Source organism: Mycobacterium novum (assembly GCF_010726505.1).
GTDB lineage: Bacteria > Actinomycetota > Actinomycetes > Mycobacteriales > Mycobacteriaceae > Mycobacterium > Mycobacterium algericum.
Map to the genome: position 1 here is coordinate 3362965 of NZ_AP022562.1, position 23849 is coordinate 3386813.

The window sequence follows — 23849 nt, forward strand, 5'->3', positions numbered from 1 at the left end:
CGGTTGTGAGTCTCGGCCCCGACCCGCTAACCTCGGACACCATGACCACGATCAGGGGCATGCGGGTACGCGCGGCCGGCGCGCGCCATGCCGCTGCCGAGGCGGCGGCACCGCGTATTCGCCATGCCGTCGCCGTAGTCGACGCGTCCGTGCCCCGGGGTACGCCCTAAGCGCCAGCCCCGCCCACCGCAGGCCACGGACCCGACCAGGATCCGTGGCCGTTGTCTTTTCCCGGCACACCGCCACCAGGCCCGGATCACGCCAGACGTACCGGAAAGCAGGTGACCAGCCGATGTCCACCACCACAGCACGCACTCGGAGACTGCCCGAGTTGCCCTGCAACCGCGACCCCGATCTGTGGTTCGCCGACAACCCGGCCGATCTGGAACGGGCCAAGGTGCTCTGCGGCGACTGCCCGATCCGGCGGCAGTGCCTGGCGCTGGCGTTGCAGCGCGGCGAACCGTGGGGGGTCTGGGGCGGCGAGATCCTCGACCGTGGGACCGTCATCGGCCGCAAACGCCCTCGCGGCCGGCCCCGCAAACAGCCCCTGGCGGCGTGAGGGGGCGGTGTGAGGGTCAGGCCGAGGGGCCGACCGTTGCGCCGCTGTCGGGGTCGGTGACGAAGCCCGGGACCAATTCCTCCGAGATCCGCTTGACCGGCACATGGGCGTCGAGCTGGCACATGATCGCCGTGGTCGACCCGAGCACCCGCATCGGCATCGCCAGCTTCGGCGGCAGGTCCAGCTGCCGGGCCGTCTTGAGTTGCTCGACGGGGCGTTCCAGCTGTTTGCCCGCCATCCGCATCAGCCACTTGCGGGTGTAATGGAAGACCTCGACCTCGACCGGCTCGACGTACTGGCGCAGCATCTCGTCGATCTCGCGCACCGAGACGTTCTGGCCCTTCTGGATGAAGCCGCCCTGGCGCATCACCGCGATGACCTGCTCGTAGTCATTGTCGCGGGCGTAGCGCACGGCCGCGCCCAGCTCCGGGGGGAAGCCGCCGGGCATCGGCGCCACCGCGCCGAAGTCGATCACGCCCATCCGGCCGTCCGGCAGCAGCATGAAGTTGCCGGGGTGGGCATCACCGTGGATCAGCTCGAGACGGCGCGCCGCGTCCCAGGTGAACTCCGCCAGCCGGGTGCCCATCAGGTCCCGCTGCTCGACGGTGCCGTTGCGGATGATCTCGGCCATGCCGATGCCGTCGATCCACTCCTGGATGACCGTCTTGGGGGCGCTGGCCACCACGTTGGGGATCAGGAAGTGGGGATGACCCGCGTAGGCCTTGGCGAAGACCCGCTGGTTGTCGGCCTCCAGCCGGTAGTCCAGCTCCATCTCGGTGCGTTCGATCAGTTCATCGATCACACCCTTGACATCCACCCCGGGAGCCAGCTGTTTGAAGATGCCGGTCAGCCGGCGGATGGTCTTCAGGTCGGCACGCAACGCCTCGTCGGCGCCGGGGTACTGGATCTTGACCGCCACCCGGCGGCCGTCGGCCCATACGCCACGATGCACCTGGCCGATGCTGGCCGAGGCGACCGGGGTGTCGTCGAAATCGCTGAACCGTTCCCGCCACTTGGTGCCTAGCTGGGCGTCGAGCACCCGGTGGACCTTGTCCGCCGGTAGCGGTGGCGCGTCCTTCTGCAGTTTGGTCAGCGCCTCCCGGTAGGGCTCGCCGAACTCCTCGGGGATGGCCGCCTCCATCACCGACAGTGCCTGGCCGACCTTCATGGCGCCGCCCTTGAGCTCACCCAGGACGGTGAACAACTGGTTGGCCGCCTTCTCCATGAGTTCGGCGGTGACCTCGTCCTTCGACTTGCCGGTCAGCCGCTTCCCGAACCCGAGTGCTGCCCGGCCGGCGAAGCCGACGGGCAGGCTGGCCAGCTTCGCATTGCGCGCCGCGCTCCCACGCTTGATTTCTGACACGTGTCCATCATCCATGATGTCGTTGTGGCGCTGGTCACCGCGTGTGAAATTGCCGCTGGGGGGCCACCACCGTCAACAACCGCACAGCGGGTGACGAGCCCAGCGCCGCGTCATGATCGACCCGGTCGCCAGGTCCATTTCCAGGGTGGCGTTGAGCGTCGGCGGGGGACCGAGGTCGCTGCCGGCCGCCGGCCCGCGCACCGCCGCGATCACCCGATCGACTTGGCTGAGCGCCAGCGCCACTGTCGCCAGCACCGTCGCGCGGTCGCTGTGCGCGACCGTGTCGCGCAACTGGGCGGCCACCGCCGGCCAGGAGGCGTCCCGGTCCCGCCGGTGCAGGTCTGCGCATCCCAGGCAGCTGGTCATGCCGGGAAGCACGAGCGGGCCGACCACGCCGGTGCCGTCGCGCACCCGCACCGCAAGGTGCGCCACCCGCTCGGCGTGCAGTTCACGCACCAGCCGAGGGTCGGCGACCAGATAGTCCGACAGCACCACCAGATCCGTACCGGCGGTGCTCACCGCGGCGTGCGGCTGGCTGCTGCGCCGAACCACGGCGCCCGAGCAGCGCAGCGACTCGACCAGCAGGTCCGAGAGCGGCCCGCGGCCGTGCACCCGCAGCGACGCCGTGCGGCGCGGTCGGCGCGGAGCGCTGTCTCGCACCGCGACACCGGCGCCGACCAGCGCGCTGAGCAGGTTGTCGAGCTCCGCGGTGTCCACCGTGCCGTGGCGGGCGGCCTCGAGCCGTAGCTCGGCCGCGGTGGCCGGGGTCTGCATCGTGCGCAGCACGGCGGCCAGCCCGGTCGCGGTCAGCCCGCGCGGTGGCTGCACGAGTACGGCCCGCCCGGGATCCCAGCCCACCTGCACCGCCCCGTCCGGTCGCAGCAGCACCGGCCGTGCCGGGTCGAGGGTGTAGGCGTGCGTCTGGGATTCGACCCTGGTCACGCCTCGAAGCCTGTCACGCCGGGCGGCGTCACCGCCTCCGGTTGTCCACAGCGGCGGAGACGATGCGTCGTGCGTGAGTCCAGGCAAGGCCGATGCCGAATAGTAGAGCCAGCAGCGTGCTCGAAGCGCGCCTGCCCGTCGGCGCGGGGTTCGTCGAGAGTCAATCGCTCCAACCGCGCCCAGGTGACCATGCGCAGGTGCTCGGGGCTGTTTCGATCCAAATCGTAGATATCGCCGGTGAATTCGGGCACCGCTTCGGGGCGGAGGGTGACCGAGTTCGTTCGGTAATGTGAGGACATGCACGTCCTTCGCGACATCGACGCGATCGTCAACCAGCCGCCCCGGGTGCAGGCCCTGCGGCGGGTGATGGCGGCGGTCGCCGATGCCGTCACACCCGCCGTCGAGGCGTATCGGCCCTACGTCGACGGTCTCGACAATCTTCCGCCGGACGGCCGATTTCTGTTGGTGGGCAACCACACCCAGGTCAGTGCGGAAGCCCTGCTGATTCCCTTCCATGTTCGGCGTGCGATCGGCAAACGGGTGCGTCCACTGACGGACCGGCAGTTCGGGCGGATGCGCGGGCCGGCCCGCGACCTGCTCGCCGCCGCCGGGGCGCTGGTCGGCGCACCCGAACCCGTTCGCGAGCTGATGCGGCGCAACGAGCCCATTCTGGTGTTCCCCGGTGGCGGTCGGGAGATCCCCAAGTTCAAGGGTGAGGAGTACACCCTGCGCTGGCAGGGGCGCGCCGGATTCGCCCGCCTCGCAGTCGAATCCCGCTATCCGATCGTGCCCGTCGGACTGGTCGGTGGCGACGACGTCTACCGCAGCCTGAGCAGTCGCGGCGGCACTTGGGAGCGCATCAGCACGGCGGTCTCTCGACGGCTATCCGGGCCCCCGGACATGGCCATACCGCTGCAGCACGGCATCGGCCCGACGCTCATCCCGCGACCGCAGCGGATGTACCTGCGTTTCGGTGCCCCCATCGACACCACCAAACCGGCCCGCATCTCGGTCGACAACTGGGTCGCCACCGTTCGGGAGAAATCGCAGCAGTCGCTGGAAGAGATCTTGGAAGACCTGCTCGCCGTCCGAGCCGACGACCCCTTCCGTCACCTCAATCCGTTGGCGTGGCGTGACGCAACCGCGCCACCGGCCTGACCCCGGGGGTCAGTCGTCGGTGTCGCCGCTCGCGTCGGCGTCGCGCTGGAACTCGGCGATGGCCTGGTCGATCGCGGAGTCGATGCCGCTGGTGTCTCCCCCGATGATCCGGTCGATGAACGCGGCCGGGTCGTCGAGATCGGCGGCCTCGGGCAGCAGATCGGGGTGCTGCCACACCTGGTCGCGGGCGTCGACCCCGACAGCCACGGTCAACCGCTCCCAGAGCACCGCGGCCTCGCTCAGCTTGCGGGGGCGCAATTCCAGGCCGACCAGGGTCGCGAAGGTCTGTTCGGCCGGACCGCCGGTGGCACGGCGGCGGCGCAGCATCTCCGACAGCGCCGCGGTGCCCGGAATCCGTTCGCCCAGCGCCGCCGTCACCACCGTGCGCACCCAACCCTCGATCAGGGCCAGCAGCGTCTCCAACCGCTCCAGGGCCGCCAGTTGCTCCGGTGTCGACTTGGGCTCGAACACCCCCTGGTTGAGCAGGTCGGCCATCGCCGACGGGTCGGACATCGCCGCCGGGTCGAATCCCTGCGCCAGCTCCTCGATTCCCCGGATGTCGATCTTCATGCCGCGGGCGTAGGCCTCCACCGCGCTGAGCAGCTGGTTGGCCAGCCACGGGACGTGGGTGAACAACCGGTGGTGGGCTGCCTCACGGGCGGCCAAAAACGTGACGATTTCACTGCGCGGCTGCTCGAGTCCGCCGGCCAGTTCCTCGATCGCCCCGGGCAGCAGCGCAGCCACGCCTTTGGGGCCCAACGGCAATCCGATATCAGTCGAGGTCAGCACCTCTCCGGACAACCGGCCCAGTGCCTGGCCCAACTGTGACCCGAACGCCAGCCCGCCCATCTGCGACATCACCGACAGCAGCGGGCCGGCCATGCTCTTGGCCTCCTCGGGCAGCGCCGAGGCCCACACCGATGAGACCTGCTCGGCCATCGGGTCACACAGTCGCTGCCAGGTCGCCATGGTGTGCTCCACCCAGTCCACGGGCGTCCAGGCGGCCGAGCCGGTGGTGCCGGCCGGCAACGACGTCGCGCCGTTGAGCCAGGTCTCGGCCAGGTGCACCGCGTCACCGATCGCGGTGGTGGTCGAGGCCGTCACGGGCGCGACCGAACCGATCGAGCGGGCGGCGACTTGGCGGGCCAGGTCGTAATTGACCGGTCCGGACGGCCGACCGCTGGTGGACACGGCGCCGCTGAACATCTGGCCGAGCTGGGTGAAGATCTGCCCCAGATCGGCGATGTTGAAACCGGCGCCCATTCCCCAGTCGCTCGGACCGGGATCTCGTCCCCCGGGCCGCTCGCGGTCGGGGTCGTCCCCGGAAGAGAAACCGAAGGGCAGATCAGCCATAGACACAACCGTACCGACCGGCGTCCGGCCACGGTGCGACACGCGGCACTCCGATGTGCGGCCCGAGGTCAGCTGGATCCGGGCCGTTTACCATACCCGGGGTGAACAGGCGGATTCTGACGCTGCTGGCGGCCCTGCTGCCGGTGGTCGTGTTCGGCGCACTGCTGACGGCGGTGACCGTGCCCTTCGTGTCGCTGGGGCCGGGCCCCACCTTCGACACCCTCGGGATGGTCGACGGCAAGCAGGTGGTCGACATCCAGGGCACCCCGACGCGGACCACGTCGGGGCATCTGAACATGACCACGGTGTCCCAGCGCGACGGGCTGACGCTGGGTGAGGCGCTGGCTCTGTGGCTGTCCGGGCGTGAACAGCTCATGCCGCGTGACCTGGTCTATCCGCCCGGCAAGTCCCGCGAGGAGGTCGACGAGGACAACGACGCCGAGTTCCGTACCTCCGAGCAGAGCGCCGAGTACGCCGCCCTCGGCTACCTGCGCTACCCGAGCGCGGTCACCCTTGCCGAGGTCCACGACCCCGGGCCGTCGGCCGGCGCGCTGCAGCGTGGTGACGCGGTGGACGCCGTCGACGGCGAACCCGTCTACACCGTCGAGCAGTTCACCAAGCGGTTGTCTGCCACCAAGCCGGGCGACACGGTGGCCATCGACTACCGGCGCAAGAACGCCGCCCCCGGCACGGCGCGGATTACGCTCGGAGAGAACAAAGACCGGCCCAACGGATTCCTCGGTGTGTCAGTGCTCGACGCGCCATGGGCCCCGTTCACCGTCGAGTTCAACCTCGCCAATATCGGCGGCCCGTCGGCGGGTCTGATGTTCTCGCTGGCCGTCGTCGACAAGCTCAGCACCGGCACGCTGGCCGGACAGAATTTCATCGCCGGCACCGGGGTCATCAAGCCCAACGGTCAGGTCGACTCGATCGGGGGGATCACCCACAAGATGATCGCGGCCCGCGAGGCCGGCGCGACGGTGTTTCTGGTCCCGGCCGAGAACTGCTACGAGGCCCGCTCGGACCCCAACGGGTTGCAGCTGATCAAGGTCGACAGCCTCGCCCAGGCCGTGGACGCGTTGCGCACTCTCACCGGTGGAGGTCAGCCGCCGTCTTGCTGAGGCCAGGTTGGCTACAGTGGGGCCGTCAGGACAACCGAGCTAGGGAGCGTGGCACGTGGGGATGCGGCCCACCGCGAGAATGCCGAAGTTGACCCCGCGCAGCCGGATCATGATCGGGAGTGCGCTCGCCGTCATCGTGTTGCTGCTGGTCGGGCCGCGGCTGATCGACGGCTACGTCGACTGGCTCTGGTTCGGGGAACTGGGCTACCGGTCCGTTTTCGTCACCACCTTGCTGACCCGGCTGATCGCCTTCGTGGTGGTCGGCCTTGTCGTCGGCGGGATCGTGTTCGCCGCCCTGGCGATGGCCTTCCGGGTCCGGCCGGTGTTCGTGCCCAGCAACGGCGCCAACGACCCGGTGGCGCGTTATCGCACCGCGGTGTTGTCGCGGCTGCGACTGGTCGCGTTCGGCATACCGACGGGGATCGGTCTGCTGGCCGGGATCGTCGCCCAGAGTTACTGGGTGCGTATCCAGTTGTTCCTGCATGGCGGTGACTTCGGGATCGCCGATCCGCAGTTCGGCAAGGACCTCGGCTTCTACGCTTTCGACCTGCCGTTCTACCGGCTGATCATCGGGCTGCTGCTGGTGACGTTCTTCCTCGCCGCCATCGCGAACCTGACGACGCACTACATCTTCGGTGGCATCAGGTTGTCCGGTCGTGCCGGGGCGCTGAGCCGGCCGGCGCGCATTCAGGTCGTCAGCCTGATCGGCACCCTGGTGTTGCTCAAGGCCGCCGCCTACTGGCTGGACCGCTACGAGTTGCTCAGCCATACCCGTACCGGCAAGCCGTTCACCGGCGCCGGCTACACCGACATCAATGCGGTGCTGCCCGCCAAGATGATCCTGCTGGCGATCGCGCTGATCTGTGCGATCGCGGTGTTCTCGGCGATCGTGCTGCGCGACTTGCAGATTCCGGCGATCGGTCTGGTGCTGCTGCTGCTGTCGTCGGTGGTCATCGGTGCGGGCTGGCCGTTGCTCGTGGAACAGTTCAGCGTCAAGCCCAACGCGGCGCAGAAGGAGAGCGAGTACATCTCCCGGTCGATCGCCGCTACCCGGCACGCCTACGGGCTGACCGAAGATGTGGTCACCTACCGCAACTACAGCGGCGACGCGCGTGCGACGGCCGCGCAGGTCGGCGCCGATGCCGCCACCACCTCCAACATCCGGTTGCTGGACCCGACCATCGTCAGTCCCGCCTTCACCCAGTTCCAGCAGGGCAAGAACTTCTACTTCTTCCCCGACCAGCTCACTATCGACCGCTATCGCGACAGCGAGGGCCAACTACGCGACTACGTCGTCGCCGCCCGGGAGCTCAACCCGGACCGGCTGATCGACAACCAGCGAGACTGGATCAACCGCCACACCGTCTATACCCACGGCAACGGGTTCATCGCCTCGCCGGCCAACACCGTGCGTGGGATCGCCAACGACCCCAATCAGAACGGCGGCTACCCGGAGTTCCTGGCCAACGTCGTCGGCGCCAACGGCACGGTGGTCTCGGCCGGTCCGGCCCGGCTCGACCAACCGCGCGTCTACTACGGCCCGGTGATCGCCGACACCGTCGCCGACTACGCGATCGTCGGGCGCAACGGTCCCGACCGCGAATACGACTACGAGACCAACACCGAGACCAAGAACTACACCTACACCGGTGAGGGCGGCGTCAACATCGGAAACTGGTTGGCGCGCAGCGTGTTCGCCGCCAAGTTCGCCGAGCGCAATTTCTTGTTCTCGTCGGTGATCGGCGCGGAGAGCAAGATCTTGTTCAACCGCGACCCGGCCGGCCGGGTGCAGGCGGTGGCACCGTGGCTGACCACCGATTCGACGGTGTACCCGGCGATCGTCAACAAGCGGCTGGTGTGGATCATCGACGGCTACACCACGTTGGACAACTATCCCTACTCGGAGCTGACGTCGCTGTCGTCGGCGACCATGGACTCCAAAGAGGTGGAGTTCAACCGGCTGCTGCCCGACCGGCGGGTGTCCTACATCCGCAACTCGGTGAAGGCGACCGTCGACGCCTATGACGGAACGGTGAACCTGTACGCCCAGGATGAGCAGGACCCGGTGCTGCAGGCCTGGATGAAGGTATTCCCCGGGACGGTCAAGCCCAAGGCGGAGATCTCGGCCGAACTCGCCGAACATCTGCGCTACCCCGAAGACCTGTTCAAGGTGCAGCGGATGCTGCTGGCCAAATACCACGTCAACGACCCGATCACGTTCTTCTCGACGTCGGACTTCTGGGACGTGCCGCTGGACCCCAACCCGACCGCCAGCAGTTTCCAGCCGCCGTACTACATCGTTGCGAAAAACCTTGTCAAGGAAGACGGTTCGGCGTCCTATCAGCTCACCAGCGCGATGAACCGGTTCAAGCGCGACTACCTGGCCGCCTACATCTCCGCCAGCTCCGACCCGGACACCTACGGCCAGATCACGGTGCTGACCATCCCCGGTCAGGTGAACGGGCCCAAGCTGGCCAACAACGCGATCACCACCGACACCGCGGTCAGTCAGGACCTCGGAGTGATCGGGCGCGACAACCAGAACCGCATCCGGTGGGGCAACCTGCTGACACTTCCGGTGGCCCAGGGCGGGCTGCTCTACGTCGAACCGGTCTACGCCTCGCCGGGCTCCAGCGACGCCGCGTCGTCGTACCCGCGGCTGATCCGGGTGGCGATGATGTACAACGACAAGATCGGCTATGGGCCGACGGTCTCCGACGCGCTGACGGGGCTATTCGGGCCCGGAGCCAGCGCGGCCGCGACCGACATCGCGCCCACCGACGGCGGCGCGCCGGCCGCCAAGCCGGAGGCGCCCAGCCCGCCCGCTGCCGCGGCGGTACCGACACCGCCACCGCCAGCCGGCAGCGTCGAGCTGTCGGCGGCGAAGGCCGCTGCGCTGCGTGAAATCGACGCCGCCATCGCGGCGCTACGCGACACCCAGCACAAGGGCGACTTCGCCGCCTACGGTGCGGCGCTGCAGCGCCTCGACGACGCCGTGGCCAAGTTCAACAGCACCAAGTAGCGCCTGCCTTTTGCGCGAGCGTGCGTGTCCCCGCTCCCACACGCGCGTGTCGGACCGTTTCCGCGCACGCTCGCAGCAGCCCTGACTCGCTCAGGCATCGAAGAGCACGGCGTGCATCAGGGTGCGCACGCACGCCTGCGGATAGGCGCGGTTGGCGCCCGGTGAGCCCGCCGAATCCGTTTCGGGCCGGTCATAGCGCACCAACCGGCCGATGTCGACGACCAGGCCCATCGCGGCGTGAACCAAAAACCGCGCGTGGGTGGCGGTCAGTTCGGGGCGCACGGCGGCGAGCAACCGGACCCAGGAGTCGATCGTCGACCGCTGCACGTTGCGCAGCGCCTGCTGATCGGCCGGGGTGAGATTGACCCGCTCGCTGTAGTAGATCGAGGCCAGCTCCGGGTTGGCGAACGAGGTGGCGACATAGGCGTCGACCAGTTGTGTCAGCGCGTCCCGGGGTTCGGGCCGGTCACTGTTGACCCGGGACAGTTCCGCGGAAAGCCGGTCCGAGGAGCGCCGCAGCGCCGTGCTGAGGATGTCGGCCTTGCCGGGGAAGTAGCGGTAGATCCCGGCGACGCGCACGCCGGCCACCGCTGCGATCTGCGCCATGGAGGTCTCGGCGTAGCCGTGCTGGTGGAACAGCATCATCGCGGCGTGCAGCAGCGCTTCGTAGGTCCCGGCGTCGGGGGTGAAGATCCGCCATGCGGGCGCGCCCGGCACGAAGTCGTCGGCCGTGGGCAACTCGGCGTTGAGCAAGGCCGACGATGCCCCGCTCAGCATGTCCTTGATGTCCTCTGCCGGGGCGCGCACGCGATGGTCGGCGATCCCGCCGGCGACGCTGAGCAGCCCGGCCGACAACATCCGCAGCTGCAACGACGTCGACGTGGGACGCCGCGCGGCCAGCGGCGCCTGCAGGCGGCGATTGACGAGCCGCAGCTGATCGACCAGCCGGGTCTCGTCCGCCTCGCGCAGGTAGCGTGACTGCCACCGGTAGAGGCCACCGGATTCCCGATTGCGCAAAGCGACGTCGATGAGGGCTTCTACCAGCTGATCCAGCGTCGCCTCGTCGGTGGCTTCGGCCGTCTGGTCGGTGGCCAGATCCGTGGCGTCGACCAACTGTTGGCTCAACGCCAGTACGGCGTCGCGGAACAGGTCGTACTTGCTTGCGTAGTGCCGGTACAGCGCCGGAGCCGAGATGCCCACCTCGCCGGCGATGGCCTCCAACCGGACCGAGTGATAACCGAGAGCGCTGAAGGCCTCGGCGGCGACTCGGGCGATCTGATCCTTGCGGTCCTTGGGACGCCGCCGGCCGGGGGACGCTACCGCAGAAAGATGTTGAGCCAACGGAAATGTCGTCTCACATCGACCGGGACGATGCGGAGCGCGGGGAGCGCGTGCCGTCCTCGCGGTCGCTGCGCAGCGCAGCGCGCGCCCGCGCATTCCAGTGGTGCCTGGGTGCCAGCGCCGACAGTCGAGCCACCTGGATGAACCGCCACAGCGACCGCCGGTCGGCGGCCGTTACGGTGACCCCGGTCAGCTCCCGGGCATGCGGATGTTGCAACGCGCGAATGGCGCGGTGGGGGACAGCCCGCATCCACCAGTCGGCGGGAGCGAAAATCTGTTCGCGGTACGGCTCGAAATGCGCACCGGCGAATAGTTCTGTCCGGCAGTGGTTCTCGAAGTACTCTACGAACTCCGGCCAGTTCGGCGGCATCGACCGGCTTGATATGCCGTACCTGCGGTACCAGACGCAGCACTCGCGATAGAGCTGCTCGTGTTCGTCCCGATCCAGCGGCCGGATGAATGTGTTGACCATGACAAACAGCGACTCTACGTAAGCGGCGTGCTGAAAATGGAAGGTATCGGGGTTCAGCGCATGATATTTCCGGCCGACGCTGTCAACGCCCTTGACGTGCTCGTGGGAGAACCGCATCTGGGGGCTCAGATCCACCCCGGTGTAGACGTAGTTGACCGCCTGGGTGACGGTGCGCTTCTTGTGCAGCCAGATGCGGTCACGCATCAGCGCGTGCTCGGTGATGCCTGCGGCGATGCCCGGATGCAGCATCAACAGGCAGACCGCCCTGGGCAACACGAACAGGTAACGCCGGTCGGCCAGGACATGCCAGAGCATGCTGCCCCGGTCCAGGTCTCCTACCCCAGGCGCCATGATCAGATCAGCGCCTTGCGTCGCCGGATCCGATAGCGGACGTCGCTCATCAGCACGGTGTAGTTGAACGTCCGGATGAATCGCGGTAGGAAACGGTTGACGAACGACACGAACAAGAACAGATTCTCGAACTGCCGTTGCTCGGTGGCCGACCACTCGACGCCGAGCAGTTCACGAAATCTCGGCGCCAGAAATCCCACCGTCAAGAACCGCAGCAGCGGTCCGAAGAGCGCCCGCAGCACCGGGTTGATCATCTTCAGGTTGATCAGCCGCATCAGGAATTCGCGGACGGTGTCGTCGAGTACCAGGGTCTGACATGTCGCGTTCCAGTAGGCGTCGAAGTCGGCGCGAGTGGCCGGCCACTGGTCTTCGGTGACCTGCAGCGTGGTGCCCAGTGGCCGTGCCTGCTGGTAGAAGTTCTCCGCCTCTTCCGGCGTCATCTTGCCGCGGAGCAGCTGGAAGGTGTCCTCGTAGAAGACGAACAGGCAGGCGGCGACCCACAGTTGCAGGTCGCGGTCGAAGGCGTTGTATTTGACCGGGCTGCTGTCGGTCGAGCGGACCTGCCGGTGTGCGACGTTGACGGCGTCGCGGTAGGCGGCGCGCTCGGAGTCGGTGCCCAGCAGCGCGACGGCCATGTACTGCGCGGTGGTACGCAGCCGCTTCCACGGATGCTCCATCAACGCCCCGGACTCCACCCGGCTCTCCACCACCCCGTAGCCCACACCCGGCATGCTCAACTGCATGACGACGTTCGCCGCGGATGCGGCCGCCGTCCAGAAGTCCAGGGCATCAGTGATATCGACGAGTTCTACGTCCCAGCGCGGCGTGTAGGTGTCGACGTGAATCCGGGTCTCGGCGGTGGCCGATTGCCGGTGTCGGGCCCGGTCTAGTTCGCGGTCGTCTTCGTGACAGGTCGACATGTCAGCGGTCCTTTCAAGCGGCTAGGGATGGGCGAAGTACTGCGGTAGTTGAGCGAGCAGCCAGATCAGGCCGACCGCCCCGACGAGTGCACCGCAGGCCAGCACCGTGAGTACGCCGGCGCGCAGCAGCCGGGCCTCCGGAGACGCCAGGATGCGTAGCATGCTGACGACCAGATCGATGAGCCGCACCAGAATCATCATGGCAGCGACCTCCGGTCCTGCGGCGACGGTGATCGTCGGATCATCGGTGTCCCTCTCCTATCACGTGTGACATCAGCTTCCACCGTATTCCGGCCGCAGTGAGGCCGACAGTGCGGCGAGCGGCACCCGAGCGACCACCGCGCCGCCGTCCATGGACCACACCAGTCGGTCCGCCGGACGCGGGTTCTCGCGGAGCATCGGGGCATCGGGCAGGTACAGGATCAGGTCCTCGGGTGAGAGCGCGAAGGCGCGGTAGTTGCCGGTATAGCCGGGCCGGCCGGGGCCGGGCTGGAACTCCTCGACGGTGAACGGGTAGGTGTTCGGGGCGTGCGGGGGTGCCGCGGCGTCCAGCGCTGCGGGCAGTACCGGCGCGGCAGCCGCTGAGATGACGGCCATCGGATCGATCCCCGGCTTGAACAGATCTGCCAGGGAAAGCCGGTGGCCCTTGTCCATATCGAAGACGAAGGTTCGATAGGCGTTGTTGGCTTGCATTCCAAACGGTTCCAGGCATTCGTGTACGACGAGCGACTGCACGGCACCGGGACCGGAGAAACTGTCGAAGTAGGCGATTGCGCTGCTGTCTCGCGCCGCCTGGGCACCCGAGTCCCGCCAGCCGGCCATCAGCCGGTGGTAGAACTCGCGCAGGACCGGTCCGGTCACGGATGCGTTCAGCTGCGGCTCGGGTAGGTCAAAGGCAATGTAGCGCTCAGCCTTTCGCGCCGACACAACCATGGTCGTGCAACGCTGGCCGTCCCAGGTCGCCTGCAGCTCGTCGCAGAAACTCGCTGCCGAACCGGCAGCAACCGGTGCGGAACCCACCACCGCGGCCACCGCGCCCGCCGCTATGGCCACGGTGGTGGCCCGGCTGGCGGTGGTCATATTGCCCTTCCGGTGATCACACGAGATCGACTTCACTGGCCAGCCAACGGCCGTCGACGAGTTCCATGGTCATCTGGATGCGGTTCCGGTCGATCCGCGGTTCGGAACGCACCGCGTTCGTGATGGATTGGTCCACGAACAGCAACACCTCGACCCGGGTTGCGGTGGCGGATTTGACCGCCGCGTCGATGACGATCCCCTTTCCGGAGGCCTTGTTGTCGATCAGGATCTGGCGCAACTGTTTGGCGCCCAGGCTGTAGGCCTCCTTGAATCCTCCGGTTGCTCCGTCGATCGCCCTGGCGTAATTGCCGTCGATGTCGGCGGTGTCCAGGGTGGTCAAGGTGACCGCGTAGTCCCTGGCCGCCCCCAGGGCGGCCTCGCCGGCGGCGGCGCGGGCATGCACCTGGTACAGCTGCCAACTCGTGTATCCCGAGTACGCCAGGGCCGCGATCAGCAGTGCGACGGTCAGCATCGCTGCCCTGCCATGCCGTCGCGCTGGTGCGGGCGTGGCGGGCTGATCATCGGCGGCGTCGTCGTTCGCCTCGGCGTGGGTGTCATCGTCGGCCTGCTCAGCGAGTTGGTCGAAGACGTCGGGATCGGCTGCGTTGGGCATCGGGCGTCCTCAGTTGGGAATCCAGGCGGGCAGCGCTGGTCCGCCGTCGGGGGTGGGCAAGGTGTAGGGCGGGTAGACCGGCGGCGGTTCCAGGGTCGCCAGTGGGTCGTGGCCGGGGGGCGGCCCGGCGGTGTCGTCCCCGGGTGGGCGTGGCGCGTTGCGGGCACCGCGAATCAGCAGCGACGGGTCATCATCGGGGCAGTAGGTGTAGCGGTACGGCGCGGGGAAATTCACCGCCGACGGCGGCTTGCGGGGTAGGCCGTAGTCGCAACGGTGCCGGGGATACAGGTCGGCGATCACCCAGATGCCGTCGTCGTGCACGGTGCCGGCCAGGCGATCCACCAGCGAGCCGTGATCGGGGCGCCACAGATTCTGCAGGGCCGGCGTCCGCAGGTAGAGGATCTGCGACAGGGTGGTCAAGTTGCCCAGCAGGGCGTAGACGTTCTCCCGGTTGTCGCCGATGAAACTGTCGACCTGGGCAAGTTCGGTGCTGCCGAGATCGACCAGGGTGCGGAAGCCGCCGTCCATCTTGTTGACGCCGCCGAGGATCTGTTGCAGGTCGTTGCTGGTGCCGCTCAGGCCCGGGGTGACATCACCGAAGGTGGTGAACGTGATTCGGGTGTTGCGCAGCATGCTGACGGTCTCGGGCAGGACGCCGGCCAGGGTCGAGGCCAACAGCACGGTGCCGTCCAGCAGCGCGGACAGTTTCTTGGCGCCGTCCGGGCCGACGCGGAGTTCGTCGAAGACGGCCGTCAGCTTGTCGGCGTCGACCTGGCCGAGGGCGCCGCGGCTGTCGTCGATGATCTGCGGCAGCGACACCGGCACGCTGGTCTGTTCCTGGCCGATCAGCGATCCGTTGCTCAGATAGGGTCCGTTGTCGTGCTCGGGGCGGAAGTCGAGGTATTGCTCACCGGCGACCGACAGCCCCGATACCCGCACCCGGGCGTCACGCGGAATGGGGCGGTCGGCGCGAATCGCGACGACGGCCTCGGCCCCCGCCGCGGTCAGCTGTACATCGGTGACTCGGCCGATCGGGATACCGCGCAAGGTGACGTCCTGGTTGACCAGCAGCCCGCCGGACTGGCCGAGCAGCACCCGCACCGAGATCGTCTGCTGCGCCGGGTTGATCCCGACGCCGAAGATGGTCACGTAGGCGGCCGCTACCACCGTGGTCAGCGCCAATCCGATGCCGGACAGCAGGATACGTCGCCGATAGCCGAACTGGACCAGCCAGACGGCGAGTCTGGCGATCAGGTCGAGGAGGTCGAGGAAGGGCCTCATCGCTGCGGTCCGTAGATCCGGGACAGCAGCATGTTCCATTCGTAGCGCAGGTCCCCGATCATCAGGTGCCAGTCGGTGCCGTCGGTCCAGTGGAATTCGGGGTCGCCCGGGTAGTTCTTGTCGGGCCAGGGCGCCAGCGTGATCTTGTTGATCTCTCCTTTGACGTGGGCGGCGGGGCCGTTGAAGGTCTTCATCAGGATGCCCAGGAATCGGTTGAACGACATCAGCGACAGCTCGGGATCGACCGCGATGTCGTTGAACACCCGCGCCAGCTTGTTGATATCGGCGCTCACGCTGCGGGTGTCGGTGCCTTGCAGCGACGGGAAGCGGGACAGCTGACGGGTGATCCGCGCACCGGTGTCGACCAGCTCGATCAAGTCGGAAGTGTTGTCGGAGATGACATTGAGGGCCGGGGCCAGCTGGGTCAGGGCGGCGTCGAAGGTGTCCTGGCGGGCCGACATCGCCGCTGCGAGCTCCGAGGATCTGCGCAGCGCCAGGTCCAACTGCTGCGACCGGGTGCTCATCCGGGAGAGCAGGGTCGCGGTCTGGTCCAACAACAGACCGAGCTTTTCACCGCGCCCGCCGACCGCCTTGCCCGCGCCGTTGAGCATGGACACCAGGTGGCGCACGGTTCCGCCGTTGACCAGCATCGCCATCGAGCTGATCAGCTCCTCGATGGTCGGCGCGTTGGCGGTCGACTCCAGCGGCAGGACGGCGCCGTTGTGCAGCAGGGGTGCGTCGTCGGGCCGGTCCTTGTCGGGCCAGATCTGGACGAAGATGTCACCCAGCGGGGTGGCCGAACGCAGTTCGGCGGTGCTGCCGGCGTACAACGGCACGGCCGATTTGATCCGCATCGTGATGTAGGCGCTGAAGTCTTGTGCCCGAATCGATTCGACCTCACCGATTTGCGCCCCGTACAACCGCACCTTCGCCTTCTCGGGAAGATTCAGTGCGTCGGAGAAGACCGCGGTGATGGTGTAGTAGGGCCCTCCGCCGCCGGGTGCCGGCAGCGCCACGCTCTGCAGGTCCAGGCCGCACCCGACCGTCAGCAGTGCGGTCGCGATCGCCAGCGCCGCGCGGGCGCCGCGTCTCCACCACGTCGGCCGCCTCACGGCTGCTCACCGATCCCGTCCTGCATCAGGTCGAGCATGCTGCCCAGACCGAAGTCCGGTCCGTAATCCTGCAGCGTCCCGGTCGCGCACGCCAGCTGCTTCAGGCCCATCAGGTTGCAGATCTCTTTACCGAACTGACTGTTGAACAGCGTCTTACCGAGTAGCAGGTGGGATCGCAGACTGCCCGCGTTGTCATCGATGACGTTGTAGAAGTTGTCGATGAACAACGGTCCGACATCGAGGATCTCGCGCAGGTCGCGTTCGTTGTCGGTCAGTGTCGTGGCGACCGTGCGGACCCCGGTGAACGCATCCCGCAGCCGTTGCTGGTTGCTTTCCAACAGCCGCGAGGTCTCGGCGAGCAGCCGATTGATCTTGGCTCCGGTGTTGCCGGCACCGAGGTTCTCCGCAGCCAGGATGTCGCTGAGCTGATGAATGTAGGAGCCGAATTCGCGTAGGGCGGCGTCGTTTCGCGACGCTGCCTCACTGAGTTCGGCGACGCCTGTGATGATCGCCTGGATGGCCTTCTTGCTGTGTGCGCCCTTGTCCGCCCCGACTTGCAGGGCCTGCGAGAGCCGGCCCAGCGTCGCCTTGAGATCCGGGCCGTTCCCGACGGTGATCTTGGACCCGAGCGCCACGAACTCGCCCAATGGGCCCTGGTTGTTCTCGTCGCCGCGCAACGCGCTGCCCAGCTTGTGCATCATCGCCAGCGTCCGTTCGAATTCCACCGGCGTGCGGGTGCGTTCCAGGCTCAGCACATCCCCGTTGCGCAGCTTGGGCCCGCCGGTGTAGGCGGGGGTGAGCTCGACGTGGCGGTCGGTGAGCACCGAGGACGAGACGGTGACGGCTTCGACGTCGGCGGGAATATCGACGCTCGCGTCGATCGCGAGTTTGACCTCGACGTAGCCGCCCTTGGGGGTGATGCTGGTGACCTTGCCGACGTCCATTCCGAGCACCGACACCCCGTTACCGGTGTAAAGGCCGACGGCGTCTTCGAATTGGGCGGTCACCCGGATTTTGTGCAGCGCTATTCGCGGCAGGTCCGGGACGAGTTGCGGGGCGACCGCGGCGCCGGTGACGGCCAGCACCAGCGCCGCGGCACCGGCGAGTAGGTACAGCTTGACGGCGCGGCTCATTGGCAGTCCTTGAAGTACTCGACCAGGTTGAACTGGCGGGCACGTCCGCTCAGCGCGCACATCCAGGAGTCGACGAAGATGCCGGCCGGCAAGAAGACATCGGCTGCGTTGCCGCTGCCGGTGGCGTTGGCGAAGTTGCGCAAGGCCACCGGGGTGGACTGCAGGAAGCTGCGCAGCAACGCGTCGTGGTCGGCGGTCATCTGCATGAATTCACTGAAGTCGCGGATCATCTGGTTGACGGCCGTCTCGTCGCCCAGGATCCCGTGGGCGCGATCGACCAGCAGGGTGGCGCTGGCGAACAGCTGTTGCACGGCCGCGCGCCGGGTGGCGATCTCGCGCAGCACATCGCGGCCCTGCAGGACCAGGGCGCCGAGGTTGGCCCGCTGATCGCGCAGCATGGTGGTCAGTGTTTCGGTGTTGGTCAGCAGCGTGCCGAGTTGCTCGCGGCGGTCGGCGATGATGTCGGCCATCGCCTGCAGGTTGGTCAGCGCCTGGGGCAGTTCCTCGGCGACCCCACCGAGGTTGGCGTTGAGCATGTTCAGTGAGTCGACGAACCGGTTGGCGTCCACCGGACCCAGGGTGCGTGTCGCCCCGGCGAGGGTGCGCTGCAGATCGTAGGGAACCTCGGTGTGCGCCAGGGAGATCGTGCGGTTCTCCAGCTGCCCGGTGCCCGCCGGTGACAGTTCCAGGTAGCGCGATCCCAGGATGGTGGTCAACTTGATCGCGGCGCGGGTGTCGGCGCCCAGTGGGATGCCGCGCTCGACGTTGAATCCGACGACGACGTGGTCACCGGCGAGCTTGACGCGTTCAACGGTGCCGACCTTGATGCCGGCGATGGTCACCACGGCGCCCGGGCGGATCTGGGCGGCCTGGGCGAATTCGCCGTCATAGCGGGTCTTCCCGATGCCCAGGCCGGAGTAGACGACGGTGGCCATCAGTACGGCGGCGATGACGACGATCGCGAACACGCCCATCCAGGGCCGGCTGAAGGACTCGATGGGGCGCTTGAGCGCGACGGGAATCAGGCTCATCGGCACGCCGCCGTGTGTTGGTGGGCGAGACCTTCGCCGGCGGTGGCGGCGCCGACGAACGACCGGAACCAGTGGAACAGACCGCGCCATAAGCCGAAGTCCAATTCGCAGGCGTAGACGTCGCTGTAAGTGCCGCTCTGGGTGACCCGGGCCAGCCCCTGCAGGACGTACGGCAGGTTCGCCGCCATGTAGGCGAACCGTTCGCGGCCGTCATTGACGCCGTAGTTGAGCAGACCGGGCTCACGCCCGACGAACTCTTCGAGATCCGGGGCGATGTTGTCGACGATGACCGACAACCGCGCCATGGTGGCATTGATCGAGCCCACCGAGTCGACCAGCGGTTCGCGGTGGTTCGCCAGCCGCACCATGGTGTCGCGCGACTGACGGATCATCTTCTCCATGTTGGTGCTCTGGTTGGCCAAATCGGTCATCAGCTGATCGAGGTTGGTGATGAGCGTGCTGAGCACTTCGTCGGGGCCGGCGAAGGTCTCGGCCAATTGCGAGGCTTGGGTGATCAGCGTCAGTATCGATGTCCGATTACCTTGCAGGGCAAGCACCGTCGCATTGCTGATGTTGTCGACCTGTTCGGGATCCAGCTCGGCGAACAGCGGCTCGAAGCCGTTGAGCATGTAGGAGACATCCAGCGACGGGTTGGTGCGTTCGAGCGGTATCTGGCCATGATCGGGCAGGATGTCGCGGTTGTCGCCGGGGCCTTGGGCCAGGCCGAGGTAGCGCTGCCCGATAATGCTCTGATAGGTGACCGAGGCAATCGTGTTCTGGTAGAGCTGCTGGCTGCGTTGCACCCGGAACGCCACCTTGGCGGCGGTGCCGGCCAGCTGCACCCGATCGACCCGCCCGACTCGTACGCCGGCGACGCGTACGTCGTCGCCCGGGGTCATTCCGGAGGCGTCGCTGAAGATCGCCGTGTAGGTGTAGGTCGGCCCGGCGATGTCGCGGCGCAAGGTGTTGTAGACCATCCAGGTGACGGTCAGCGCGAAAGTGGTGAAGATGGCCATGCCGATCACCGACTTGCGACGATTCCTCATCGGCCACCTTCCGTGGTCTGGGACAGCTGCACCGTGCTGCCGCGTAACAACGGGGCCAGCAGCAGCACCGTGGGGGTATCGGCGCGTCCGGTGATGCGGCTGATCTGTTGCTTCTCTTCGGGGCTGCCGACCAGTCCGACGTTGCCGCCGATGACCGCGCCCCGGGGGGCGGCGGGAACGTCGGCGGGTGCAGGGGTCGGTGGTCCCGGTGGCGGGGGGATGGGCGGCCCTTGTGGGTCGCCGGGCATCGAGTGCCGGGGCGGCGTGATGTTCGGGCGGTTCTCGGTCATCCCCGGGGTGGGGGAGACGCCCTGGGATTCCAGCGCGGGAAACAGGTCCGGTGCGGTGGGCGCCTCCGGGGCGGTGGCGCAGCTCGGCCCGGCCAGCTCGCCGTAGCGGGGGCAGTCGGCGCGGACGTAGGTGCGGCTGGGTGTCAGCGCGATCGCCGCCTTGACTCGCAGCAGGTTGTCTTCCGGGTCCCAGATGACGTCGTAGACCCGGTTGGCCAGGTTCTGCAGTTTCGTTGAGACACCGTGGAATTCGTCGGCGTGATCTGCGATGACCCCAAGCGGGGGAGTCAGCTGCGTGGTGATGGTGATCATCCGTTCGGCCTGGTTTTCCAGCGCGGCGGCCAGGGTGGTCGCGGTGTCATGCCCGCCGGTGAGCAGGCTGGACAGCTGCGGTCCCTTTTCGGCGATGGTCGTCATGGGTCGGATCGATCGGTCCAGCGCGTCGAACAACTCAGGTGAGACGCGGTGCAGGCCTTCGGCTGCGGCGGCCAGGGCCGACAGTGTGGTCGGGTCGGTGTCGTCGGTGGCGACCACGGAATTCAGTTGCGCGAGGATCTCGTTGAGATTGTGGCCGGTGTCGGTCAACTCCTGGCCCCGCCCGTGGGTGGCCGTGCCCAGGGCGGCGATCACGCCGACGGTGGTGTCGTCGGGTTTGCGGCCCAGCGGACTGACCAGTTGCCGCAGTTTGTTCAACACGTTTTGGAATAGCACGGTGGGCAGTGACTCGTCTTCGAACACGACCGAGCCGGAACGCAGGTGGTCTGTGCCGGTGCCGTTGTCGACCAACTGGATTGCCGACACCGCGAATAGGTTGGCCGGCACGACGCGCGCGGTCACGGTGTTGGGGATCTTGGCGGCATGTTCGGGTTTGAGCACCACGTGGACTTCGTTGGGCAGGCCGTGCGTGGAGGGGGTGATGTCGGCGACCGAACCGACCAGCAGTTCGTGATACTTCACATCGGAGCGGGGCGGCAGGCCGTCGCCGATGTTGGACAGCCGCACGTCGATCCGGACCAGGTTGTCCAGCCGGCCTTGGGATTTGGCGACCATCAACGTCGCGGTTGCGACGGCGACGATGATGAACACCACGCCGAGTGCGAACACCCGCAGGTTGGAGGGTCCGCGGGGGTCGGTGTCGAACGAGTTCGGCATGGGCTAACCCCCGAACCTGGCGCCGGTCTCGACGCCCCACAGCGCCATGGTCATGAACATGTTCACCACGACGACCGCGGTGACACTGGTGCGCATGGCGCGTCCGGCGGCGACACCGACGCCGGCCGGGCCGCCCGAGGCGACGAACCCGTAGTAGCTCTGGATGGTCGACGAGACGAACACGAAGACGGTGGCCTTGAACGTCGCGTACAGCACGTCGCGCCCGTTGACGAACAGCGAGAAGTAGTGCAGGTAAGAGCCGTTGGACTGGCCGGAGATCAGGATGACGGAGAACTGGCAGGACAGGTAGGCGATCCCCAGCGCCACCAGGAACAGCGGAACGACCGCGATGACCGAGGCGACCGCCCGGGTGGTGACCAGGAACGGAATGGGGTTGATCGCCATGGCTTCCAGCGAGTCGATCTCCTCGTTGATGCGCATCGCGCCGAGCTGGGCGGTGAACCGGCAGCCGGCCTGGGCGATGAACGCCATTCCGACCATGATCGGGGCGAGTTCGCGGGTGGTGGCGAACGAGGAGATCAGCCCGGTGGCCGGTCCCAGTCCGAGCAGGTCCAACACGTTGTAGCCCTCGACGGCGACCAGTGCGCCGGCGATCGCACCCAGCGCCAGCGCGACGGCGATGGTGCCGCCGCCCACCACGATCGACCCGTTGCCCCAGGCGATGTCCGAGAGCAACCGCAGCATCTCGCGCCGGTAGTGACGCAGCATCGCCGGTATGGAGGTCAGGGTGCGCCCGAAGAAGTGCACCAGGTGGCCGGCGCGGGCCACCGATAGGTAGGCGCCGGCCACCGACTCGGCGACCGGGCGCAAGCCTGGGAGCTGAAAGGCGCTGGGAATGACCATCTTCTACAGCGCCTGCCTCGGAAACAGGATCACGTAGAGCTGGCTCATCAAGACGTTGACGAACATCAGCAGCAGGATCGACTCGACGACCGCGGCATTCACGGAGTTGGCGACCCCGGCCGGGCCGCCGCGGCTGGCCAGGCCCTTCTGGCAGCTCACGATCGCCACGATGATCCCGAAGACGATGGATTTGGCGAACGCCAGCCACATGTCACCGACATCGGAGAATGACGAGAAGGTGGCGATGAACGAGCCCGCGGTCCCGTTCTGCAGGAACACGTTGAAGATGTAGCCGGCGACGTAGCCGACGAAAAACGTGATGCCGGTGAGCAGTACGCCGACCGTCATCAGGGCGGCCAGCCGCGGCACCACCAGGCGCCGCACCGGCGATACTCCCATGACCTCCATCGCCTGGATCTCCTCGCGCATGGTCCGCGACCCCAGGTCGGCGCAGACCGCGGATCCGACGGCCACGGCCAACAGCATCGCGGCGACCAGGGGGGCGGCTTGGCGGATGATGACCAGGCCGGTGGCCGCGCCGGCGAGCGAGGATGCCCCGACCTGCCCGGCCAGCACACTGAACTGGATCGAGAGCGTCACACCCACCGGGATGGTGACGAAAACGGTTGGCAGGAAGGCGGCGCCGGCCACAAACACGGTTTGGTCGATGAATTCACCGACGAGGAAGCGTCCGCGGAACAGGTCGACGAACAGGTACTGGATGGCTCGAACGCCCAGCACCACCTGGCTGCCGCCGGTGCCCAGTGACTCGATCGGATGGTTCTTCACGTACTGCAGGAGCCAGTCGACCACGGCCCGCAGACCGGGCCGGCCGGCCAGTTGTGCATCGGCGATTCGGATCAACCGACGCGTGGCGTCTGATGCGGTCATCGGGATCACTGCATGCAGACGTCGGAGAACAACAGCACCGGCCACGACACGATCGACCCGAGGAAGGACACCACCAGGGCCACACCTTGCATCTCGTGCAGGTGCGCGGTGTGGGTCAACGACCAGATCAGGCCGACGATCAGGTAGGGCGTGCCGACGATCAGGCCCAGGCCGATGAGTTCCCCGACACTCATCCGGTAGCTGAGCAGTCGACCTATGCCGTCGACGATTCCAGGCATCCGTCTCTCCCGACTCTTCGATGTCCCGTCCGTGCAGGGGGTGTGATGCAGGACGCACACGGCGCTGCGGGTGCAGCATGACACAGCAGGCGAGCGACGGGCAAGGAAAAAGTTAATTTTGGTTCCATCTTGTGCGGCATCAAGGCGATCTGCTGCTGCGGCGCGTGGGTTGAGCGGCTGGGTAGTCGCGGGGCGGGCCGGCAGCCGTGATAGCGCTGTTACCAGTGGTTATCGTCCGTTGCCGCCGTCAGGTCGGGGGAGTCGAAGAGGCTCCGGGGCAACCGCACCGGGCCGGCGCGGAGCCGGTAGTTGTTAATTTCGATTACGCACTATCTTCGGCTCGCCCCCGTCCTGGGCGCGGGCCGGCGGCCGACGGACGACGCCGATTTGGCGCCCGGCCCACTCGTTCGGTAACCTCGTAGACACCGACGCGGGGTGGAGCAGCTCGGTAGCTCGCTGGGCTCATAACCCAGAGGTCGCAGGTTCGAATCCTGTCCCCGCTACCAATGTTCGAA

At 67.4% G+C, this 23849-nt stretch carries 24 protein-coding genes and 1 tRNA gene; 6 read left to right on the forward strand and 19 right to left on the reverse strand.

Annotated features, from left to right (window positions below; translation table 11 throughout):
• Positions 1–41 precede the first annotated feature (41 nt).
• Both G6N19_RS21645 and G6N19_RS15670 read left to right on the forward strand, forming a co-directional pair.
• Positions 42–170, forward strand: a complete 129-nt coding sequence (locus tag G6N19_RS21645) for a hypothetical protein (protein ID WP_269473680.1) — start codon at positions 42–44, stop codon at positions 168–170.
• A 122-nt stretch (positions 171–292) separates the two neighbouring features.
• Positions 293–559: a WhiB family transcriptional regulator gene (locus G6N19_RS15670; protein ID WP_041318425.1), complete on the forward strand. Its 267-nt coding sequence runs from the start codon at positions 293–295 to the stop codon at positions 557–559.
• 16 nt (positions 560–575) lie between these two features.
• On the opposite strand, the gene G6N19_RS15675 is transcribed toward G6N19_RS15670, so the two are convergent.
• Genes G6N19_RS15675 through G6N19_RS15685 form a run of 3 tightly spaced genes read right to left on the reverse strand, consistent with a single transcriptional unit; the run spans position 576 to position 3163 of the window.
• On the reverse strand, positions 576–1937 hold the full coding sequence (locus G6N19_RS15675) for a macrolide-binding ATPase MABP-1 (RefSeq protein ID WP_041318422.1): 1362 nt from the start codon (positions 1935–1937) through the stop codon (positions 576–578).
• Positions 1938–1994: 57 nt separating this feature from the next.
• Complete coding sequence (locus G6N19_RS15680) at positions 1995–2864, reverse strand: cyclodehydratase (protein WP_013829838.1); 870 nt, start codon at positions 2862–2864, stop codon at positions 1995–1997.
• Positions 2861–3163 (reverse strand): hypothetical protein, encoded by a 303-nt coding sequence (locus tag G6N19_RS15685; RefSeq protein WP_232062410.1) that lies wholly within the window; start codon positions 3161–3163, stop codon positions 2861–2863. Before G6N19_RS15685 ends, G6N19_RS15680 begins: the two co-directional genes overlap by 4 nt.
• On the opposite strand from G6N19_RS15685, the gene G6N19_RS15690 reads away from it, so the two are divergent.
• Positions 3162–4022 carry a lysophospholipid acyltransferase family protein gene (locus G6N19_RS15690; protein ID WP_013829837.1) on the forward strand — a complete coding sequence of 287 codons (861 nt, stop codon included), beginning with the start codon at positions 3162–3164 and terminating at the stop codon, positions 4020–4022. The genes G6N19_RS15685 and G6N19_RS15690 overlap by 2 nt on opposite strands.
• A gap of 9 nt (positions 4023–4031) precedes the next feature.
• Here G6N19_RS15690 and G6N19_RS15695 read toward each other — a convergent pair whose 3' ends face one another.
• Positions 4032–5375, reverse strand: coding sequence for a zinc-dependent metalloprotease (locus tag G6N19_RS15695; RefSeq protein ID WP_041318419.1), 1344 nt, complete (start codon positions 5373–5375; stop codon positions 4032–4034).
• A gap of 101 nt (positions 5376–5476) precedes the next feature.
• Between G6N19_RS15695 and G6N19_RS15700 the strand changes: the two genes are divergently transcribed.
• Complete coding sequence (locus G6N19_RS15700; RefSeq protein ID WP_193465263.1) at positions 5477–6496, forward strand: YlbL family protein; 1020 nt, start codon at positions 5477–5479, stop codon at positions 6494–6496.
• 55 nt (positions 6497–6551) lie between these two features.
• Positions 6552–9518: a UPF0182 family protein gene (locus G6N19_RS15705; RefSeq protein ID WP_041318415.1), complete on the forward strand. Its 2967-nt coding sequence runs from the start codon at positions 6552–6554 to the stop codon at positions 9516–9518.
• Between the two features lie 90 nt (positions 9519–9608).
• Here G6N19_RS15705 and G6N19_RS15710 read toward each other — a convergent pair whose 3' ends face one another.
• The 15 genes from G6N19_RS15710 to G6N19_RS15780 form a co-directional block, all read right to left on the reverse strand.
• Positions 9609–10859, reverse strand: a complete 1251-nt coding sequence (locus G6N19_RS15710) for a TetR/AcrR family transcriptional regulator (protein WP_232062411.1) — start codon at positions 10857–10859, stop codon at positions 9609–9611.
• A gap of 13 nt (positions 10860–10872) precedes the next feature.
• Complete coding sequence (locus G6N19_RS15715) at positions 10873–11682, reverse strand: oxygenase MpaB family protein (protein WP_041318412.1); 810 nt, start codon at positions 11680–11682, stop codon at positions 10873–10875.
• A gap of 2 nt (positions 11683–11684) precedes the next feature.
• Positions 11685–12602: an oxygenase MpaB family protein gene (locus G6N19_RS15720; RefSeq protein ID WP_232062412.1), complete on the reverse strand. Its 918-nt coding sequence runs from the start codon at positions 12600–12602 to the stop codon at positions 11685–11687.
• A gap of 21 nt (positions 12603–12623) precedes the next feature.
• On the reverse strand, positions 12624–12803 hold the full coding sequence (locus tag G6N19_RS15725; protein ID WP_193465265.1) for a hypothetical protein: 180 nt from the start codon (positions 12801–12803) through the stop codon (positions 12624–12626).
• A gap of 72 nt (positions 12804–12875) precedes the next feature.
• Positions 12876–13682, reverse strand: a complete 807-nt coding sequence (locus tag G6N19_RS15730; protein WP_193465266.1) for a hypothetical protein — start codon at positions 13680–13682, stop codon at positions 12876–12878.
• Between the two features lie 16 nt (positions 13683–13698).
• Positions 13699–14295 carry an Mce protein gene (locus G6N19_RS15735; RefSeq protein WP_193465267.1) on the reverse strand — a complete coding sequence of 199 codons (597 nt, stop codon included), beginning with the start codon at positions 14293–14295 and terminating at the stop codon, positions 13699–13701.
• A 9-nt stretch (positions 14296–14304) separates the two neighbouring features.
• A complete protein-coding gene (locus G6N19_RS15740; RefSeq protein WP_193465268.1) occupies positions 14305–15576 on the reverse strand; it encodes an MlaD family protein in 1272 nt (423 codons plus the stop codon).
• Positions 15573–16688, reverse strand: a complete 1116-nt coding sequence (locus G6N19_RS15745) for an MCE family protein (RefSeq protein ID WP_013829826.1) — start codon at positions 16686–16688, stop codon at positions 15573–15575. Before G6N19_RS15745 ends, G6N19_RS15740 begins: the two co-directional genes overlap by 4 nt.
• Positions 16685–17821: an MCE family protein gene (locus G6N19_RS15750; protein WP_193465269.1), complete on the reverse strand. Its 1137-nt coding sequence runs from the start codon at positions 17819–17821 to the stop codon at positions 16685–16687. The genes G6N19_RS15745 and G6N19_RS15750 overlap by 4 nt, the downstream gene beginning before the upstream one ends.
• Positions 17818–18852, reverse strand: coding sequence for an MlaD family protein (locus G6N19_RS15755; protein WP_193465270.1), 1035 nt, complete (start codon positions 18850–18852; stop codon positions 17818–17820). The genes G6N19_RS15750 and G6N19_RS15755 overlap by 4 nt, the downstream gene beginning before the upstream one ends.
• Positions 18849–19898, reverse strand: coding sequence for an MlaD family protein (locus tag G6N19_RS15760; RefSeq protein ID WP_232062413.1), 1050 nt, complete (start codon positions 19896–19898; stop codon positions 18849–18851). The genes G6N19_RS15755 and G6N19_RS15760 overlap by 4 nt, the downstream gene beginning before the upstream one ends.
• Complete coding sequence (locus tag G6N19_RS15765; protein ID WP_193465271.1) at positions 19895–21340, reverse strand: MlaD family protein; 1446 nt, start codon at positions 21338–21340, stop codon at positions 19895–19897. Before G6N19_RS15765 ends, G6N19_RS15760 begins: the two co-directional genes overlap by 4 nt.
• A 3-nt stretch (positions 21341–21343) precedes the next feature.
• Positions 21344–22204, reverse strand: a complete 861-nt coding sequence (locus tag G6N19_RS15770; RefSeq protein WP_408632442.1) for an ABC transporter permease — start codon at positions 22202–22204, stop codon at positions 21344–21346.
• A gap of 3 nt (positions 22205–22207) precedes the next feature.
• On the reverse strand, positions 22208–23095 hold the full coding sequence (locus G6N19_RS15775; protein WP_408632443.1) for an MlaE family ABC transporter permease: 888 nt from the start codon (positions 23093–23095) through the stop codon (positions 22208–22210).
• Between the two features lie 5 nt (positions 23096–23100).
• The gene (locus tag G6N19_RS15780; RefSeq protein WP_408632444.1) at positions 23101–23334 is read right to left on the reverse strand and encodes a hypothetical protein; all 234 of its coding nucleotides are present in this window, start codon (positions 23332–23334) and stop codon (positions 23101–23103) included.
• 429 nt (positions 23335–23763) lie between these two features.
• Between G6N19_RS15780 and G6N19_RS15785 the strand changes: the two genes are divergently transcribed.
• Positions 23764–23840, forward strand: a tRNA-Met gene (locus G6N19_RS15785).
• Positions 23841–23849 lie beyond the last annotated feature (9 nt).

Bases quoted from the DNA above. Each gene is read 5' to 3' on its own strand.
- G6N19_RS15670 (WP_041318425.1), top strand. From the start codon at position 293: ATGTCCACCACCACAGCACGCACTCGGAGACTGCCCGAGTTGCCCTGC.
- G6N19_RS15675 (WP_041318422.1), bottom strand. From the start codon at position 1,937: ATGGATGATGGACACGTGTCAGAAATCAAGCGTGGGAGCGCGGCGCGC.
- G6N19_RS15690 (WP_013829837.1), top strand. From the start codon at position 3,162: ATGCACGTCCTTCGCGACATCGACGCGATCGTCAACCAGCCGCCCCGG.
- G6N19_RS15735 (WP_193465267.1), bottom strand. From the start codon at position 14,295: ATGCCCAACGCAGCCGATCCCGACGTCTTCGACCAACTCGCTGAGCAG.
- G6N19_RS15770 (WP_408632442.1), bottom strand. From the start codon at position 22,204: ATGGTCATTCCCAGCGCCTTTCAGCTCCCAGGCTTGCGCCCGGTCGCC.
- G6N19_RS15780 (WP_408632444.1), bottom strand. From the start codon at position 23,334: ATGCCTGGAATCGTCGACGGCATAGGTCGACTGCTCAGCTACCGGATG.
- G6N19_RS15765 (WP_193465271.1), bottom strand. From the start codon at position 21,340: ATGCCGAACTCGTTCGACACCGACCCCCGCGGACCCTCCAACCTGCGG.
- G6N19_RS15755 (WP_193465270.1), bottom strand. From the start codon at position 18,852: ATGAGCCTGATTCCCGTCGCGCTCAAGCGCCCCATCGAGTCCTTCAGC.
- G6N19_RS15775 (WP_408632443.1), bottom strand. From the start codon at position 23,095: ATGACCGCATCAGACGCCACGCGTCGGTTGATCCGAATCGCCGATGCA.
- G6N19_RS15740 (WP_193465268.1), bottom strand. From the start codon at position 15,576: ATGAGGCCCTTCCTCGACCTCCTCGACCTGATCGCCAGACTCGCCGTC.
- G6N19_RS15730 (WP_193465266.1), bottom strand. From the start codon at position 13,682: ATGACCACCGCCAGCCGGGCCACCACCGTGGCCATAGCGGCGGGCGCG.
- G6N19_RS21645 (WP_269473680.1), top strand. From the start codon at position 42: ATGACCACGATCAGGGGCATGCGGGTACGCGCGGCCGGCGCGCGCCAT.
- G6N19_RS15685 (WP_232062410.1), bottom strand. From the start codon at position 3,163: ATGTCCTCACATTACCGAACGAACTCGGTCACCCTCCGCCCCGAAGCG.
- G6N19_RS15720 (WP_232062412.1), bottom strand. From the start codon at position 12,602: ATGTCGACCTGTCACGAAGACGACCGCGAACTAGACCGGGCCCGACAC.
- G6N19_RS15750 (WP_193465269.1), bottom strand. From the start codon at position 17,821: ATGAGCCGCGCCGTCAAGCTGTACCTACTCGCCGGTGCCGCGGCGCTG.
- G6N19_RS15695 (WP_041318419.1), bottom strand. From the start codon at position 5,375: ATGGCTGATCTGCCCTTCGGTTTCTCTTCCGGGGACGACCCCGACCGC.
- G6N19_RS15760 (WP_232062413.1), bottom strand. From the start codon at position 19,898: ATGAGGAATCGTCGCAAGTCGGTGATCGGCATGGCCATCTTCACCACT.
- G6N19_RS15715 (WP_041318412.1), bottom strand. From the start codon at position 11,682: ATGGCGCCTGGGGTAGGAGACCTGGACCGGGGCAGCATGCTCTGGCAT.
- G6N19_RS15725 (WP_193465265.1), bottom strand. From the start codon at position 12,803: ATGATGATTCTGGTGCGGCTCATCGATCTGGTCGTCAGCATGCTACGC.